17 protein-coding genes are annotated in these 14,998 nt (G+C 37.7%); 15 read left to right on the forward strand and 2 right to left on the reverse strand.

Annotated features, from left to right (window positions below; all coding sequences use genetic code 11):
• Window positions 1-943: 943 nt before the first annotated feature.
• Window positions 944-2,164, reverse strand: a complete 1,221-nt coding sequence (locus tag BUC21_RS05220; RefSeq protein WP_073399914.1) for a transposase — start codon at window positions 2,162-2,164, stop codon at window positions 944-946.
• 297 nt (window positions 2,165-2,461) lie between these two features.
• On the opposite strand from BUC21_RS05220, the gene BUC21_RS05225 reads away from it, so the two are divergent.
• From BUC21_RS05225 to BUC21_RS05275, 12 genes are all read left to right on the forward strand, one after another.
• Window positions 2,462-3,760: a spondin domain-containing protein gene (locus BUC21_RS05225; RefSeq protein ID WP_073399916.1), complete on the forward strand. Its 1,299-nt coding sequence runs from the start codon at window positions 2,462-2,464 to the stop codon at window positions 3,758-3,760.
• A 25-nt stretch (window positions 3,761-3,785) separates the two neighbouring features.
• Window positions 3,786-4,325, forward strand: coding sequence for a carboxymuconolactone decarboxylase family protein (locus BUC21_RS05230; RefSeq protein WP_073399918.1), 540 nt, complete (start codon window positions 3,786-3,788; stop codon window positions 4,323-4,325).
• 39 nt (window positions 4,326-4,364) lie between these two features.
• Window positions 4,365-5,069: a peroxiredoxin-like family protein gene (locus BUC21_RS05235; RefSeq protein WP_073399920.1), complete on the forward strand. Its 705-nt coding sequence runs from the start codon at window positions 4,365-4,367 to the stop codon at window positions 5,067-5,069.
• A gap of 11 nt (window positions 5,070-5,080) precedes the next feature.
• On the forward strand, window positions 5,081-5,554 hold the full coding sequence (locus BUC21_RS05240) for a thioredoxin family protein (protein ID WP_073399922.1): 474 nt from the start codon (window positions 5,081-5,083) through the stop codon (window positions 5,552-5,554).
• Between the two features lie 25 nt (window positions 5,555-5,579).
• Window positions 5,580-6,338, forward strand: coding sequence for an SDR family oxidoreductase (locus tag BUC21_RS05245; protein WP_073399924.1), 759 nt, complete (start codon window positions 5,580-5,582; stop codon window positions 6,336-6,338).
• A gap of 35 nt (window positions 6,339-6,373) precedes the next feature.
• On the forward strand, window positions 6,374-7,213 hold the full coding sequence (locus BUC21_RS05250; RefSeq protein ID WP_073399926.1) for an AraC family transcriptional regulator: 840 nt from the start codon (window positions 6,374-6,376) through the stop codon (window positions 7,211-7,213).
• A gap of 27 nt (window positions 7,214-7,240) precedes the next feature.
• Window positions 7,241-7,777, forward strand: a complete 537-nt coding sequence (locus tag BUC21_RS05255) for a carboxymuconolactone decarboxylase family protein (protein ID WP_073399928.1) — start codon at window positions 7,241-7,243, stop codon at window positions 7,775-7,777.
• Window positions 7,778-7,892: 115 nt separating this feature from the next.
• Complete coding sequence (gene msrA / locus BUC21_RS05260; RefSeq protein WP_217653504.1) at window positions 7,893-8,459, forward strand: peptide-methionine (S)-S-oxide reductase MsrA; 567 nt, start codon at window positions 7,893-7,895, stop codon at window positions 8,457-8,459.
• A 21-nt stretch (window positions 8,460-8,480) separates the two neighbouring features.
• On the forward strand, window positions 8,481-9,008 hold the full coding sequence (gene msrB / locus BUC21_RS05265; protein ID WP_073399932.1) for a peptide-methionine (R)-S-oxide reductase MsrB: 528 nt from the start codon (window positions 8,481-8,483) through the stop codon (window positions 9,006-9,008).
• A 65-nt stretch (window positions 9,009-9,073) separates the two neighbouring features.
• Window positions 9,074-9,274 carry a hypothetical protein gene (locus tag BUC21_RS16510; protein ID WP_217653505.1) on the forward strand — a complete coding sequence of 67 codons (201 nt, stop codon included), beginning with the start codon at window positions 9,074-9,076 and terminating at the stop codon, window positions 9,272-9,274.
• Complete coding sequence (locus BUC21_RS05270) at window positions 9,271-11,070, forward strand: protein-disulfide reductase DsbD family protein (protein ID WP_217653506.1); 1,800 nt, start codon at window positions 9,271-9,273, stop codon at window positions 11,068-11,070. The genes BUC21_RS16510 and BUC21_RS05270 overlap by 4 nt, the downstream gene beginning before the upstream one ends.
• Before the next feature lie 166 nt (window positions 11,071-11,236).
• The gene (locus tag BUC21_RS05275) at window positions 11,237-11,485 is read left to right on the forward strand and encodes a hypothetical protein (RefSeq protein ID WP_139261277.1); all 249 of its coding nucleotides are present in this window, start codon (window positions 11,237-11,239) and stop codon (window positions 11,483-11,485) included.
• Here BUC21_RS05275 and BUC21_RS05280 read toward each other — a convergent pair.
• Window positions 11,470-12,690 carry a transposase gene (locus BUC21_RS05280; protein WP_073399914.1) on the reverse strand — a complete coding sequence of 407 codons (1,221 nt, stop codon included), beginning with the start codon at window positions 12,688-12,690 and terminating at the stop codon, window positions 11,470-11,472. The two genes, BUC21_RS05275 and BUC21_RS05280, sit on opposite strands and share 16 nt — an antisense overlap.
• A gap of 220 nt (window positions 12,691-12,910) precedes the next feature.
• Between BUC21_RS05280 and BUC21_RS05285 the strand changes: the two genes are divergently transcribed.
• The 3 genes from BUC21_RS05285 (at window position 12,911) to BUC21_RS05300 (ending at window position 14,988) form a co-directional block, all read left to right on the forward strand.
• Window positions 12,911-13,201, forward strand: a complete 291-nt coding sequence (locus BUC21_RS05285) for a hypothetical protein (RefSeq protein ID WP_073399936.1) — start codon at window positions 12,911-12,913, stop codon at window positions 13,199-13,201.
• Between the two features lie 751 nt (window positions 13,202-13,952).
• Window positions 13,953-14,528: a Panacea domain-containing protein gene (locus tag BUC21_RS05295; RefSeq protein ID WP_073399940.1), complete on the forward strand. Its 576-nt coding sequence runs from the start codon at window positions 13,953-13,955 to the stop codon at window positions 14,526-14,528.
• A 1-nt stretch (window position 14,529) separates the two neighbouring features.
• Window positions 14,530-14,988 carry a hypothetical protein gene (locus BUC21_RS05300; protein WP_073399942.1) on the forward strand — a complete coding sequence of 153 codons (459 nt, stop codon included), beginning with the start codon at window positions 14,530-14,532 and terminating at the stop codon, window positions 14,986-14,988.
• Window positions 14,989-14,998 lie beyond the last annotated feature (10 nt).

The raw sequence follows: 14,998 nt of genomic DNA on the forward strand, positions 1-14,998 counted from the left end.
CAATGGGTTATTGGTTGATTGGTGAGGGAGTGAGGGATGAGAATTATTATATCAAACAATTGGTGCTAAAAAGTTGCAATTTATTATAAAGAAACAGACTCATATTTAATAAAAAGCTTACCTATATACCAATATTACAAACAATTTTGCCTTAATGATGCTATAAAACAAGAAGATAATAATTATGAGTCTAGGCATTCAAGTAAAGTAATATAAAGATAAAATAGAAATAGCCTACAATTATTGTTATTATGCAGGATATAAGCAGAAAGACTTTGTTCATCATGCACAATAGCCAAACATCTAAATTTTATTTTTATTTATTAGGGCTGATAAATTCTTGCTCTAAAAAACTCCCGAGCATAAATTAGTATACATATTTACTTTTAAAACTATTTTCATTCTCAAATCTTTAATTTAAAGGTATATAATTAACTGCAAAAATCTCAAATTCGTAATCAAAAATACTAATATTTACAAGGATATATTATTAATAATCTTTTTATAAAATATAACGTTTTTATAAAATAAACCATCTCAATTATTATCATATATCCAATTAAAAAAACTAATATATTACATTTTTTAAAGATATAATATATTGTACAACAATGCTTTAAGTCAAAAAAAACATTTATCTAATAGATTTCTTTGCTAGAATAAATATTTTTTCATTATATTTGCATATTATATTTCAATTTTTAACCATAAAATTACAAACATAAAAAAATTATTTATTTTACTAACTTTAGTTAGTTATTTTTTCCTATCTTCATGTTCTTCTAATGAAGACTTAAATCAAATGTCAGAAGATAGTCAAGTCGTTAAAGAATTTCTAGGAATGAATCAATTCAAGAAAGATGTTACTCCTATTTTAAAAGATTTATCAGAGAAAGCTAGTAATTCAATGGTTCGTTATAAAATCATATAGTTTTTACGATATTCATGCTGCCCTATAGGTGGCTATATCAATTAGTTCTTTGACAAGCTTAGCATTTATCTTTCTGTTCGGCTTAAACCCAGACAGCTCAAAAAATCTTTTGAGTATATATGTGTTGTACATCAGGTTCTTAAGTGTATCCATAGAAAATGGTATTCCATTCTCCTTCATCATTACTTTTGCCGCATTCACGGCGGTCATTGATGCGTTGAATGCAAAATCCAACCGGTTGATATCCCTTGCCTGGGAGTGACACAGGCCAGTGAACTGCTTGCTATCCCTAAAGCAAAATTCGACCTGAAACCTTGTTCGGTAAAATTGGATGACATCTTTTCCACTCATTTCTGTGTCAGTAGAGAAATAGAGTTTATGTGCTCCTTTAGGTGTGATCCATATCACCAACCGTATATTTCGCTTCAATGCTTTTGAATGAGCAATCAAGGTATAGAGTTCTCCCTCTTCTTCGTAAATATCCAGTTTCTCCATCCGGCTGTGATCCGGATTGCTCACATCAATCTTGCCATCGAATGTTTTGGGGCGTCCTTTCTTTCCGGTCTTCTCTCCCTGATAAAGATAGAGTAGGTTGGAATCATCCCGCAGACGACTTACCAGATGGAAGCCCAAATCGTGGAGCCCTTGAGTGAAAGAGAATTTGGAAAAATAGGCATCGGCTACTATATACTTGGAAACAGGTAATAGTTGCTCTTTGTATTGCTCAATCACTTTCAGGTACCAATCATTCAAGGTTGCGCCCCGGTTGGCTAAGGTTACCGTATCGGCAGATTGCACAGCCCTAAGCATCATGCAGTCATGTTTATCAATATCGATCAACCCGATGCCCATAATTTCAAGTCCTCTTTTAACCTGTCCGGCACAGCCCGACCAGAAATAACCAATCCAGGGAGTGCGTTTGCCTGATTTGGAGATATAGCTCGGATCAATGGCAATAGCCTTACGATCAAGCTTGTCAAATATCCTATCAGCCATAAGCAGGTTGTATGAAAGCCAATCAAACTTCTTTGTGAAGTTCTGCCGGAAACATTGTTCACAATGCGTCCCGTAGCGGCCCAACCGGGTGAAATTGATCTTTCTTGGTATTACCATGTATAAAAGTAATGTCTCGATAAAGACGGTTTTAAAACTTTTGTTTAACTTCGCAGTATATCTTTTTAAGACATCACCGCAGATATCCCTATATTGGTCAAGTGCATCTGATATATTCATCGTAACTAAGCTTTGAATACTTAAAGTTACTGATAATCAGCTACTTGACCAATTCTTTTATGCTAACCCTTGTTAATATAACTCATTGTTTTTGAGATAGTTAATTAATTATTTACCGAAGTATTGGATTAAAAGAGAGCAGTATAAATCTTCGCTCCCTTTAGCGCCTTTGAATATACTCGATTACTGGCAACTTCTCTCATCGGGAAATATCGACAACACAGCGGGAAGTACAGATACCGCTAACGGCTCTCTCCAAATCTAAATTTGCAAAACAATTTTAAAAAAGATTTCATTATGAGACGTAAACATTCAATTTGGTTAGCTATGGCAGCAATGCCCTTACTAATCACCGCTTGCAGAAAGGATGATGATATGCCATCAACATCCCCGGCAACCATTACTGTAGAAAATGTATTAGATTCCAAACCGCTTGTAGAATCCGGAACTTTTAAAAAAGATGGTACATCCCCACTTGTAATGCCGGGAGAATCTACCACCATTAAATTTTCAGCAGCCAAAGGACAGGCTGTCAGCTTCGCAACAATGTACGGTTGGTCAAACGATTTGTTTTTTGCCCCTGCAAATCCGGGCATAAAATTATATCAGGATAATGGTACACCAATTGAGGGCGATGTATCATCACAGATTAAACTATGGGATAATGGTACACGTATTAATCAAGTACCCGGTTCTACTGTCATGCACCCGGGAACGGCAGAAACAGCTCCTAAAGCTATTGCTGAAGTAAATGGAACTGATGCCCAAGGCAATACTTATGCACCGGCTTCTACCTTAATGAAAGCATCGCTTCATTATGATGGTAATTCCAATTTTACCCTTACAATTACTAACACTTCAGGGGGTACTACTAATCCAACTCCTTTCAGCCCCGGCGTTTGGGCTATTTCATATATAGCAGGAGGTAATTTGCTAAGTCCTAATCCATTGTATGAAGCAGGAAAGCCAAGTGCAAACGGTCTGACAAATATTGCAGAAATGGGTGACAATAGCGTATTAGGAAATTATATAGGTACGCAAACAGGAATTTTCACTCCGCTATCACCAGTATTAGTGGTTGTGTACAATGGAATAGATAATCCAATCTATAAAGTTGGTGAAAATGATCGTGGAAAAGGGCTTAAAGATTTAGCACAAAAGGGCGATGCAACAGGCTTGGCTGCATACCTTAAAACAGTATCGGGGGTAAAAGCAGTTTACGTTCTCCCTGCCGCCAGCACAACAATTTTGCTTCCTAAAATTGGTGGGCAATCAGGAAGCAGCGTTTCCCAACAGTTAAACGTAGCAAAAGGCGACCGATTGGCTATCGCTACCATGTATGGACTTTCCAATGATTGGTTTTTTGCGTCAAAAGATAATGGAATAGACGCTACCGCAAAAGGAGATGTTTCAGCATCAATAGGATTGTTTGACAATGGAACCGCTGTCAATCAATTTCCGGGAGCGGGTAACTCACAGGCGGGATTGGGTGGAACGCCTATGGCAGAAAACAACCCGATTGGGGAAGTGCCTAACCCTAATGCCTTTACTACACTTCCTGTGATATCCAATATTGTTAAAGTTACCATCAACTAATATTTAAACAAAAAATAGTATCAAAATGAAAAATGAATTTAAAATTCTAAAAAGAGAAGAGGTATCTGAAAAAAATCAGCAGGTATTTGATAAAATCAAGGGGGTATTTGGTGCCGTTCCCAACCTGTATTCTACACTGGCTTATTCTGAAAATGCGTTGGAAGCCTATTTCAATCTTGAAACAAGCAAGACTTCACTAACTACAAAAGATGCCGAAGCGGTAAATCTGGTTGTAAGCGAAGTGAACCATTGTATGTATTGCCTAAGTGCTCATACCATGATAGCAAAGCAATCCGGTTTTACAGAAGAACAAACTATTGAGGTCAGACGTGGTAGTGCAACGTTTGACCCAAGACTTGACACGTTAGTGAAACTCACAAAACAGCTTTCAGAGACGAGACACGTAGAGAATGAAACATTACTTGATGCCTTTTTTGATGCAGGTTACACAAAGGAAAATTTGATGGATGTAATTGTCCTCATTGGAGACAGGACTATCAGCAACATATTACATGCTGTAACTAAGGTGTCAATTGAATTTCCTTTAGCAAAAAGCATTGGTTAAGCGGTGTGTACTAAATAATAAAACAAAAAGTGTTGTAAAATGAAAAATCTAATAAAAAGAAAGTCTTCTGCGCTCGTTGCTCTCACACTGTTTACAGTTTGTTTAGCGGGAGTAGCCAATGCACAAGAAAAGACCGGAACCATGAAATCTTCCGGTATGATGGATAAAATGGAAATGAAACAGATGATGCCTTATGTTATTCCGCAAAAGCCCGAAGACGTCAGTCCTCTGCTGTATGGAGAAAAAATACCGATGGCGGTATTACCTGATGCTTCAGGCAAAAGTTTTGATCTCAATAAAGCTATTGCCGAAAAGCCAACCATTTTGGTGTTTTACCGTGGCGGCTGGTGTCCCTATTGCTCCAAACAACTTTCGGGGTTGCAACAAGCCTTACCGGGGTTGGAAAAAATGGGGTATCAGTTGATCGCAGTAAGTACAGACGTATCGGACGGATTAATGCAATCGGCAACAAAAGAAAAATTGAGCTATACGCTGTTATCGGATGCAAATCTTGAATTGTCGAAACAAATCGGGATTGCATACAAAGCCCCAAAAGGTTATTGGGAAATGCTTCCGAAAACAACTGGCGGTAAGGATGTCGATTTATTGCTTCCTGTTCCTTCTGTATTTATACTTGACAAAACGGGAGTAATACATTTTGAGTACATCAATCCCGATTTTAAGCAGAGATTATCCGCCGATCTGTTGATGGCAGCAGCAACCAGCATTAAAAAAGACCTTTAAATTTTTGAGCCATGATTAAAATAAATAAAGGCAAGAATGTTGCTATAACCATTTGTTTAATTGTGTTGACCATAGGATTAAACAAGGCTTTTGCACAAAGCAAAGGAATGGGCATGACCGAAAAGGATGGAAAAGGAATCGTATTTGTGAACGGAAAATGGAAGGACATAGCGGCAAAAGCTAAAAAAAGCGGTAAATACATATTTGTAGATGCCTATACGAGTTGGTGTGCGCCCTGCCGTCAACTAAAAAATGTCACTTTTAAAGACGAGAAAGCGGCTGCATATTATAACAAATCCTTTATTAATTATACGGTCGATATGGAGAAAGGAGAAGGTGTAGCACTTGCAGACAAATGGAATGTAACGGCTTATCCGGCATTACTATTTTTTACACCTGAAGGAAAAATGATAATGAAGCAGGTAGGCTATGTGGATGGAGAACACTTAGTTGATTTTGGGAAACAGGCTCTTGCCCGAAAGTAATATTTGTTAAATTTATAGTATAGAAATGTGGGATTTAAAAGATAAGAAAGCACTCGTTACCGGAGGTTCAAAAGGCATCGGAAAAGCAGTAGTATCCGAGCTTTTGGAACTCGGGGCAGAAGTAATCTTCACCGCACGGGATGGCAAAGTCGTTTCACAGGTAGTTGAAGAATTTAAACAGCAAGGACATTTCGTTCATGGCTTGATGGCAGACGTTGCAAGTGTTGACCATAGGTTCCGGGTAGCAAAATGGATTGAGGAGCATTGGGGAAAGTTGGACATACTTGTTAACAATGCAGGAATTAATATACGAAAGCCCAGCAGTGATTATCTCGTGGAGGAGTATCGCAATGTTTTGGAAATTGACCTGATTGCCCCATTTGAGTTTTGTAGAGAACTTCGGGAGCTATTAGAAAAGAGCGGCAGGGCTTCCATAGTAAACGTAGCGTCAGTTGCCGGATTAACGGATGTACAAACTGGTGCGCCGTATGGGATGGCTAAGGCTGGGCTTATTCAACTAACACGAAACCTTGCCTGTGAGTGGGCAGCTTTGAATATCAGGGTCAATTCGGTATCTCCTTGGTTTACACAGACGCCAGCCACGAGTGCAGTATTATCTAATCCCGAAAGGCTGAATAAAATAGTATCAAGGACACCTGTTGGAAGAATTGCGAGGGACGAAGAGATTGCGGCAGCAATTACATTTTTATCTATGGACAAGGCATCGTTTATTACAGGTCATAATCTTGTAGTAGATGGAGGGGCAACCGTAAAGGGACTGTAACTTTTAATAGAGCGTAATATAATTATAGTTAGGAAATGATTAGAGAATATAACGAAAATGCAACAGCAGCACGGTTTGTTATGCACAGTGACAACAAACTGTTTTCGGGCAAGGGACTTAGCAGTCCAACTCCCCATCCTATCAATACGTTTATCTATAATAAAGGGGAAGCCCAGGAAGTAGTCATAGATGAAATTGCATATACTATGCCCGCACGATGCATTCTTCCACTGGTGTCTAATCAGCACTTTGTCTTTAAGCGTCCTGAAACTTTAACCGCTTGGCAATTTAACAGAGAGTTTTATTGTATTGTCGATCATGATGCAGAAGTAGGTTGTGTAGGTTTTCTTTTTTATGGCATTAGGCATCCGATGTTTATAACATTAAACGAAGAGGAATCCGAAGAGATGAACCACCTTGAAAAAGTATTTTCTAATGAGCTGTTGTTGAAAGATAATTTTCAGGGGGAAATGTTACGTACACTCTTGAAAAGGGTTATAATAAAAACGACCCGAATAGCGAAACTTCAGTGTGAGAGTTATCAGCAATTCCCTGATGAAAAAATGGATGTTGTAAGAAAATTTGCACTGTTGTTGGAGGGGAATTTCAGACAAGAACACGAGGTTAAATTTTATGCTGCTGCACTTAATAAATCACCTAAAACATTGAGTAATGTCTTTGCTTTGTTAAAGCAGCCCGCACCATCCGTTTTAATCCGTAACAGAATTATACTTGAAGCTAAGCGGTATCTCCATTATACCGAGAAATCAGCCAAAGAAATATCGTATGAACTCGGGTTTGAAAGCCCTGCACATTTTAGCAGGTTTTTCAAAATATACTCCGGAACAAATATTTCGGCTTTTAAGAGCCGCTGATAGAATAAGCGTTTAAATACAATCAAGATGTTGACCATTAATAAAATGTCCTCTCCTGTAAAAACAAGTGAGGGGAATAGAAGCTATTTGGAATATTTTAATGAAAGGCTCGGGCATGTGCCGAATTTGTTCATTGCGATGATGTACTCTGATAATGCGTTGTTAGCGTACTATCCGTTTCATAGTAGAAAGACTTCCTTGTCAAAAAGAGAATCAGAGGCAATAACGCTGGTTGTGTCACAACAAAACAACGCAATGTATTGTCTTAGCGTGCATACGATGATCGCAAAATTGAATGGTTTTAGTGATGATGAAATCCTTAAACTACGAAAAGGAGTTGCACCGTTCAACAGTAAGCTGGATGCTTTGGTCAAATTAACAGGAGCCATCGCAAAGACCCCGGATCATGTTGATGATAAACTATTGAACACCTTCTTCGCAGAGGGTTATACTAAGGAGCAACTCATAGACGCAATTCAGGTAGTCGGAGACAGCTTTATTACCAATTTAACGGGGAAAACATTTGATGTCCCAATTGATTTGCCTCTTGTAAAAGAACTTTAAATAACAAATTATGAATTTTCAGAATATTTCACGGCACATCGGGGGATGGATTTTCCTGATAATGCTACTACCGTCATTGTCCTTTGCTCAAGCCCAATCAAAAAAAGGTTCAAACATGAAGAAAGCAAGCAATGAAATGAACAAGAAAACAGAAACAGCAACGTTTGCCGCCGGATGCTTCTGGTGTGTAGAAGAACAGTTTAAACAACTGGATGGAGTAATTTCGGTAACGTCAGGATATACAGGAGGCACGGTTGCAAATCCCACCTATAAACAAGTATGTACCGGAACAACAGGACACGCCGAGGCTTGCAACATTGTTTATGACCCGTCAAAAATTTCTTATGACCAGTTGCTTGCAGCTTTTTTCGTTGCCCATGACCCTACACAGCTAAATCGACAGGGAGATGACATTGGAACGCAATACCGTTCAGCTATCTTTTATCATAATGAAGAGCAGAAGAAACTGGCAGATTATTATATCAGGAAATTGAACGAGGAGAAGGCTTACAATAAAAAGATTGTTACAGAAGTAACTCCTTATGGAATGTTTTATAAGGCAGAAGATTATCATCAGAATTATTATGACAATAATATGTCGGCTCCTTATTGCCAGCGAGTGATTAAGCCCAAATTGGACAAATTCAGGAAGGTATTCAAAGGCAAACTGAAACAGGAATAATAGACATCTAAAAATAAGACAATGAAATACTTAATAGTTACAATGGTGGCATTTGTACTGTCGTTTACCAGTTGCCACAGCAATGCCCAGCAAAAGGGTTCTATGAAAGATCAAGCGAAGATGAACAATCCTTATTACTCGCGAACAGATACCACACACCTCAATGTGAGCAATGCAGAATGGAAGAAAATATTGCCCCACAACCTTTATGCAGTGGCAAGGGAACAAGCTACGGAGCAGGCATTCACAGGTAAATATTGGGATAGCGAAACAAAAGGCACCTACTACTGTGCGGTATGTGGAAATAAGCTGTTTCGTTCTGACGCCAAGTTTGCAAGCAGTTGTGGGTGGCCAAGTTTCTTCGAGCCGGTACGAAAAGAGAGCGTAGTATATAAAAATGACAACTCCTATGGAATGCACCGAATTGAGGTAGAATGTGGTCGCTGCAATTCTCATCTCGGACATATTTTCGATGATGGGCCTGCACCTACACATAAGCGTTATTGTATGAACTCTGTTTCATTGGATTTCGAGCCGGACGGACGATAACAAAATACACTTTGCCTGAATAGTTTGTCTTCAATGAATTTCAGGCGTTTAAAACGAACAATATCATGAAAAAATGGTTTTGGGTGCTTTTGTTGCTCCCAGTTATGAATATTCATGCCCAAATCAAACAGGCGGTAAACTGGCAATATCACGTTAACAAGGTTGCTAACGATGAATACGAGGCAGTTCTTTCAGCCAAAATTGAAAAGGCTGGCATTTATATTCCAAAGATCTTCCAAAGGATAGCGGTATTCCAACATCAATGAAAATTACTTCCGAAAATGCGGAGGTTACCGGGAACGTGATGGAAGTTGGAAAAAAAGTAGAGACGTTCAGTGAAGCCTTTGGAGTTCAAATTGTATATTATTCCGATTCAGTCAGATTCGTCCAGAAATTTGGCTTAAAAGACCCAAATGGAAACAAGAAAATATCTTCTGAAATTACTTTTCAGGTATGTAATGACAGGATTTGTTTGGCTCCGAACACATTAGAGTTTGAACAAGAGATTGGCAGTACTACTTTGCCGGAGAAGCAGTTAATAGAGAATAAAGCAGCTTCAAATAGTTCTGGAAATAGCCTTAAAGTAGCTTCGCTGGATTTTAAAAAACCACTGGTAAACTGTGGCACTGAACAGGTAAAAGAAGATTCCGGTAACGGATTGGTATTTATTTTAGGTTTCTTGGGTGGATTGATTGCTCTTTTAACACCCTGTGTTTTCCCAATGATTCCGCTTACCGTTTCTTTCTTTATTAAAGGTGCTGCGAACAGGGCTAAAGGCAAAAGAAATGCCATTTTGTATGGGGTGTTTATTCTGCTCATTTTTGTTGCACTAAGCATTCCATTTTACATCCTTGATGGTATCAGTGGAAATGTTTTCAACAACATCTCTACCAACATTTGGCTAAACCTGTTTTTCTTTGCAATTTTCTTGTTCTTTGCACTTAGCTTTTTCGGATATTATGAAATAACCCTCCCAAACTGGATTGCTAATAAGTCTGTAAAAGCCGAAGAAGCTGGCGGCTTAGTCGGGATTTTCTTCATGGCTCTTACCTTGGTGATTGTTTCGTTCTCCTGCACTGGCCCCATTTTGGGCAGTTTGTTAGGAGGGGTCGCCTCCAGTGCCAAAAATGTTCCGGTATTACTAACTTTTGCCTTAGCAGGTTTTGGGCTGGCATGGGCGATTGTTTTCGGGTTGTTGGCATTGTTTCCACAGGCACTTCAGTCATTGCCAAAATCCGGCGGTTGGATGAATACAGTAAAAGTAGTATTAGGTTTTATCGAAGTTGCTTTAGCGTTAAAATTTCTTTCAAAAGCGGACTTGGTTTCCAAAACATTCTTATTAAAAAGAGAAATTTTTATAGGGTTGTGGATTTTGGTGACGGTTGGTTTGGTATTGTATTTATTCGGGAGAATAAGATTTCCACACGATGACAAAAAACCTAAGATTTCCATTTCCCGGAAAATATTAGGTGTCGTAGGAATTGGATTTGTCATGTATTTAATTCCCGGATTATTGCCCTCTGAAAAACCAAGACTGACAACGCTAAGCGGCATTTTGCCCCCCATGAATGTAAGCCTTTACAAAAATGAGAAAGACGGCATTTTAGGGTTGAAGCCAGCACACGATTATTTCAAAGCAATTGAACTGGCTAAAAAAGAAGGTAAGCCTGTATTGATAGATTTTACCGGGTATGGTTGTGAGAATTGCCGAAAAATGGAAGAATTTGTGTGGAGCCAGTCTGATGTATTGCCAATTCTTCAAAATGATGTAGTGCTTGCTTCACTATACGTTGACGACAGGGAAGAATTACCTCAAAAGGAGCAAGCCTCCATTGACTTAGGCTATGGGCAGAAAAAAAAGATAAAAACAATAGGTGATAAATGGTCTCTATTCCAGCAAATCAATTTCAACAATAATTCGCAACCTCATTATGTGTTGGTAACTCCTGATGAAAAAGTGATAAATACACCAGTTTCAGGATATATGTCAAAAGATGAGTTCAAAAAGTTTTTGGAGTGTGGTATTCGTTATTGGAAAAACGAAGATAGAAAACAGCCGTAAATATGTGGTGGTAGTTCTGACTTCCGATGGCTCTGCAAAGCCATCGGAAGTCTTATATATAACTAAACCGAGACTTTATGTGTCATCAAAAAGAATTTAGTGATGTAGTCAGGTATAATAAGTGGACGTACTGTGTCAAATTCTAATATTGAAAGCAAATAAATCAATGACAGAAAATTTTAAAAAAATAATAGGTGATTTAGAAGAAGAAATAAAGGAGTTGAAAGACGAGCATGGCAATGTTTTAGTTTTCTATGAAAAAGCAATTGAACTTATCTTAAGCAAGATAGCTCAACTAAAAGAGTACGTATTAAAAACAGGGTTTAAAAATGAGCAGGAAGAAATACACTTTTTCAAATATCAATGGTTCGTTATAAAATCATATAGTTTTTACGATATTCATGCTGCCCTATAGGTGGCTATATCAATTAGTTCTTTGACAAGCTTAGCATTTATCTTTCTGTTCGGCTTAAACCCAGACAGCTCAAAAAATCTTTTGAGTATATATGTGTTGTACATCAGGTTCTTAAGTGTATCCATAGAAAATGGTATTCCATTCTCCTTCATCATTACTTTTGCCGCATTCACGGCGGTCATTGATGCGTTGAATGCAAAATCCAACCGGTTGATATCCCTTGCCTGGGAGTGACACAGGCCAGTGAACTGCTTGCTATCCCTAAAGCAAAATTCGACCTGAAACCTTGTTCGGTAAAATTGGATGACATCTTTTCCACTCATTTCTGTGTCAGTAGAGAAATAGAGTTTATGTGCTCCTTTAGGTGTGATCCATATCACCAACCGTATATTTCGCTTCAATGCTTTTGAATGAGCAATCAAGGTATAGAGTTCTCCCTCTTCTTCGTAAATATCCAGTTTCTCCATCCGGCTGTGATCCGGATTGCTCACATCAATCTTGCCATCGAATGTTTTGGGGCGTCCTTTCTTTCCGGTCTTCTCTCCCTGATAAAGATAGAGTAGGTTGGAATCATCCCGCAGACGACTTACCAGATGGAAGCCCAAATCGTGGAGCCCTTGAGTGAAAGAGAATTTGGAAAAATAGGCATCGGCTACTATATACTTGGAAACAGGTAATAGTTGCTCTTTGTATTGCTCAATCACTTTCAGGTACCAATCATTCAAGGTTGCGCCCCGGTTGGCTAAGGTTACCGTATCGGCAGATTGCACAGCCCTAAGCATCATGCAGTCATGTTTATCAATATCGATCAACCCGATGCCCATAATTTCAAGTCCTCTTTTAACCTGTCCGGCACAGCCCGACCAGAAATAACCAATCCAGGGAGTGCGTTTGCCTGATTTGGAGATATAGCTCGGATCAATGGCAATAGCCTTACGATCAAGCTTGTCAAATATCCTATCAGCCATAAGCAGGTTGTATGAAAGCCAATCAAACTTCTTTGTGAAGTTCTGCCGGAAACATTGTTCACAATGCGTCCCGTAGCGGCCCAACCGGGTGAAATTGATCTTTCTTGGTATTACCATGTATAAAAGTAATGTCTCGATAAAGACGGTTTTAAAACTTTTGTTTAACTTCGCAGTATATCTTTTTAAGACATCACCGCAGATATCCCTATATTGGTCAAGTGCATCTGATATATTCATCGTAACTAAGCTTTGAATACTTAAAGTTACTGATAATCAGCTACTTGACCAATTCTTTTATGCTAACCCTTGTTAATATAACTCATTGTTTTTGAGATAGTTAATTAATTATTTACCGAAGTATTGAGTAATTATAATACAGTAAATACAAAAGCACTTAGAATCTGATAATAAAACTATTGATAGGTCTGTTCAAGAACTTATTGTCTATTCAAGAAACATGCTTCAAGAAAATGGAGTAGATGTTGATTCAATGTTTATTGATAAAAATGATCCTAGAATAGCCATGGCTGGTTTGGCAATGATGGACTATCAGAAAACAGCAAATCAAATCTCTACAAGAAGTACTATCGGAGGATGCGTTCTAGAAGCTATAGGAGTAAGAAATCTATTTAAGAGTGGAGTTAAGAGAGCTGCAAAACAAATTGCTAAATTAGCTTTAGAAAAAGCAGTTCCTTATGTAGGATGGGGGTTAACTATTGCTGATTTTGCGATGTGTATGACTGACTAAAAAAATTATATTATGATAAAAAATTGGATTTTTCTTATATTATTCTTTGTTGGAATTATTTGGACTGTTTTAGACTTATTTAAGGTGAAGAATTTTACAGGTGACAGCAAACAGATAAAATCTCTATATAAAGAATATAAGATTTTAGTCTTGGCTATATTTATTTATTTAGTTTTCACTTATATAGATAAGATCTTCTTTTAGATAGCCAGTATTTGAAAATCATTAATAGCGGTGTTCTTATAGAGTGCCGCTATTAATGGTTATTTTATTAAAACCTACTCCATTTTAATTTCGTATCCATTGATTAAAACAGAACATTCTACAATCTCATTCTTGAAAATTACTTTTTAAGAACGATACTAACTTCAAGCAAATACTTTCAATTATCCAACAGCTAATTTCCCTGCAAAATCCCAAAGTAAAGCAGGCATAGTCGTTTTGAACTTCCAACGTATATTCATCGGACGATTTCCATAATGCAAAACATAGGTAGCTTCACCCAAGAGGGATTGGTGAGGGATAATTTTGTGTCTTTCACCTAGGGGGAATTGTTGATTTTCAAGGGGTTATTGGTTGATTGGCGAGGGAGTGAGAGATAGGAAAACTATTTCAAAACAAAAGGATTTATAAATTACAATTTATAATAAAGAAACTGAGCCTGTATTAATAAAATGTTTATCTTTGCATAGAAATATAAACAACCTGAACCTTAGCCTTGTTATAAGGCTATGGAGCAAAAGCTAAGATTATGTGTTTAGGCATTCAAGTAAATAAGGATAAAATAGGAAATCTGATAGTATTATTAGCTGGCAGATTAAAACCTTTATACCATACAAAGCTTATAAAGCTCCTTTATTTAATAGATGAAGAAGCTGTAAAAGATGGAGGTATTCCTATTACCTGGCTTGATTATAAAGCCTGGCAATACGGGCCTGTTGCACCAGAAACATACTTTATTCAGGAAGAACCAAATATTTTTGATAGCTATATAGAAAAAAGTAAAAAGGCTGATGGCACAATTATTAAGCCCAAAGTAAGCTTTGACGACAGCGAATTCAGTGATTATGACCTTGAAATTATTGAGCGTGTAATTACTAAATTCGGGCACATGACTTCTAAGGACTTAGTCAAACTGACTCATAAAGAAGGTACTTTATGGGATATTGCAAAAAAAGAGAACCACATAAACTTTGATGCTTCAAATACTACATCCGATTACTCTCTTGATTTTACCCGGATTATATCCTACGATAAACTAAAGCTTTCAAATTACAAAGGCGCCAAAGAGACTATGATGTTCAGAGCACAAATAGAAAAGTGCTAAGATGTTTACTCCCGGCAACATTCTTCACGGTGAATTTGACCTTGGAATTGTGAAAAAAGAGAAGTTTGCTATTGTTTTATACAATGATGGTGTAGATTGTATACTTACAACCTTTACCACCTCACAGGAACGTTCTACAGAATTAAATCCCTGCCACGGAAAAAATCCGGCAGAGGGTGAAGCTAAATCCTATGTTTTTAAGTCTAAAATAGAAATAGGATTTACCCCCGATGGCAAGACGCCCTTCTTCTTCCATAAAGATACAACTGTTGTTCCCGACTATGGCTATACAAGCTCAACTATAGAATGCTTCACAAAAAAAGTTGATAATCTGAAGGTTGTGTGTAAATTATACCAAAAAGAATATTCTGATCTAATTTACACTTTATATAAATGTAAGTATACTCCCAGAAAATACAAGGCGTTGTTTGAGGGGATATTGCATAAAGTGATTGAGTAGAACACCAATT

Origin of the sequence: Bacteroides luti (assembly GCF_900128905.1) — a bacterium.
GTDB classification, from domain to species: domain Bacteria; phylum Bacteroidota; class Bacteroidia; order Bacteroidales; family Bacteroidaceae; genus Bacteroides; species Bacteroides luti.

What these genes read in the sequence shown, in the direction of transcription:
- BUC21_RS05220 (WP_073399914.1), bottom strand. Translation starts at nt 2,164, where the DNA reads ATGAATATATCAGATGCACTTGACCAATATAGGGATATCTGCGGTGAT.
- BUC21_RS05225 (WP_073399916.1), top strand. Translation starts at nt 2,462, where the DNA reads ATGAGACGTAAACATTCAATTTGGTTAGCTATGGCAGCAATGCCCTTA.
- BUC21_RS05230 (WP_073399918.1), top strand. Translation starts at nt 3,786, where the DNA reads ATGAAAAATGAATTTAAAATTCTAAAAAGAGAAGAGGTATCTGAAAAA.
- BUC21_RS05235 (WP_073399920.1), top strand. Translation starts at nt 4,365, where the DNA reads ATGAAAAATCTAATAAAAAGAAAGTCTTCTGCGCTCGTTGCTCTCACA.
- BUC21_RS05240 (WP_073399922.1), top strand. Translation starts at nt 5,081, where the DNA reads ATGATTAAAATAAATAAAGGCAAGAATGTTGCTATAACCATTTGTTTA.
- BUC21_RS05245 (WP_073399924.1), top strand. Translation starts at nt 5,580, where the DNA reads ATGTGGGATTTAAAAGATAAGAAAGCACTCGTTACCGGAGGTTCAAAA.
- BUC21_RS05250 (WP_073399926.1), top strand. Translation starts at nt 6,374, where the DNA reads ATGATTAGAGAATATAACGAAAATGCAACAGCAGCACGGTTTGTTATG.
- BUC21_RS05255 (WP_073399928.1), top strand. Translation starts at nt 7,241, where the DNA reads ATGTTGACCATTAATAAAATGTCCTCTCCTGTAAAAACAAGTGAGGGG.
- msrA (WP_217653504.1), top strand. Translation starts at nt 7,893, where the DNA reads ATGAAGAAAGCAAGCAATGAAATGAACAAGAAAACAGAAACAGCAACG.
- msrB (WP_073399932.1), top strand. Translation starts at nt 8,481, where the DNA reads ATGAAATACTTAATAGTTACAATGGTGGCATTTGTACTGTCGTTTACC.
- BUC21_RS16510 (WP_217653505.1), top strand. Translation starts at nt 9,074, where the DNA reads ATGAAAAAATGGTTTTGGGTGCTTTTGTTGCTCCCAGTTATGAATATT.
- BUC21_RS05270 (WP_217653506.1), top strand. Translation starts at nt 9,271, where the DNA reads ATGAAAATTACTTCCGAAAATGCGGAGGTTACCGGGAACGTGATGGAA.
- BUC21_RS05275 (WP_139261277.1), top strand. Translation starts at nt 11,237, where the DNA reads ATGACAGAAAATTTTAAAAAAATAATAGGTGATTTAGAAGAAGAAATA.
- BUC21_RS05280 (WP_073399914.1), bottom strand. Translation starts at nt 12,690, where the DNA reads ATGAATATATCAGATGCACTTGACCAATATAGGGATATCTGCGGTGAT.
- BUC21_RS05285 (WP_073399936.1), top strand. Translation starts at nt 12,911, where the DNA reads ATGCTTCAAGAAAATGGAGTAGATGTTGATTCAATGTTTATTGATAAA.
- BUC21_RS05295 (WP_073399940.1), top strand. Translation starts at nt 13,953, where the DNA reads ATGTGTTTAGGCATTCAAGTAAATAAGGATAAAATAGGAAATCTGATA.
- BUC21_RS05300 (WP_073399942.1), top strand. Translation starts at nt 14,530, where the DNA reads ATGTTTACTCCCGGCAACATTCTTCACGGTGAATTTGACCTTGGAATT.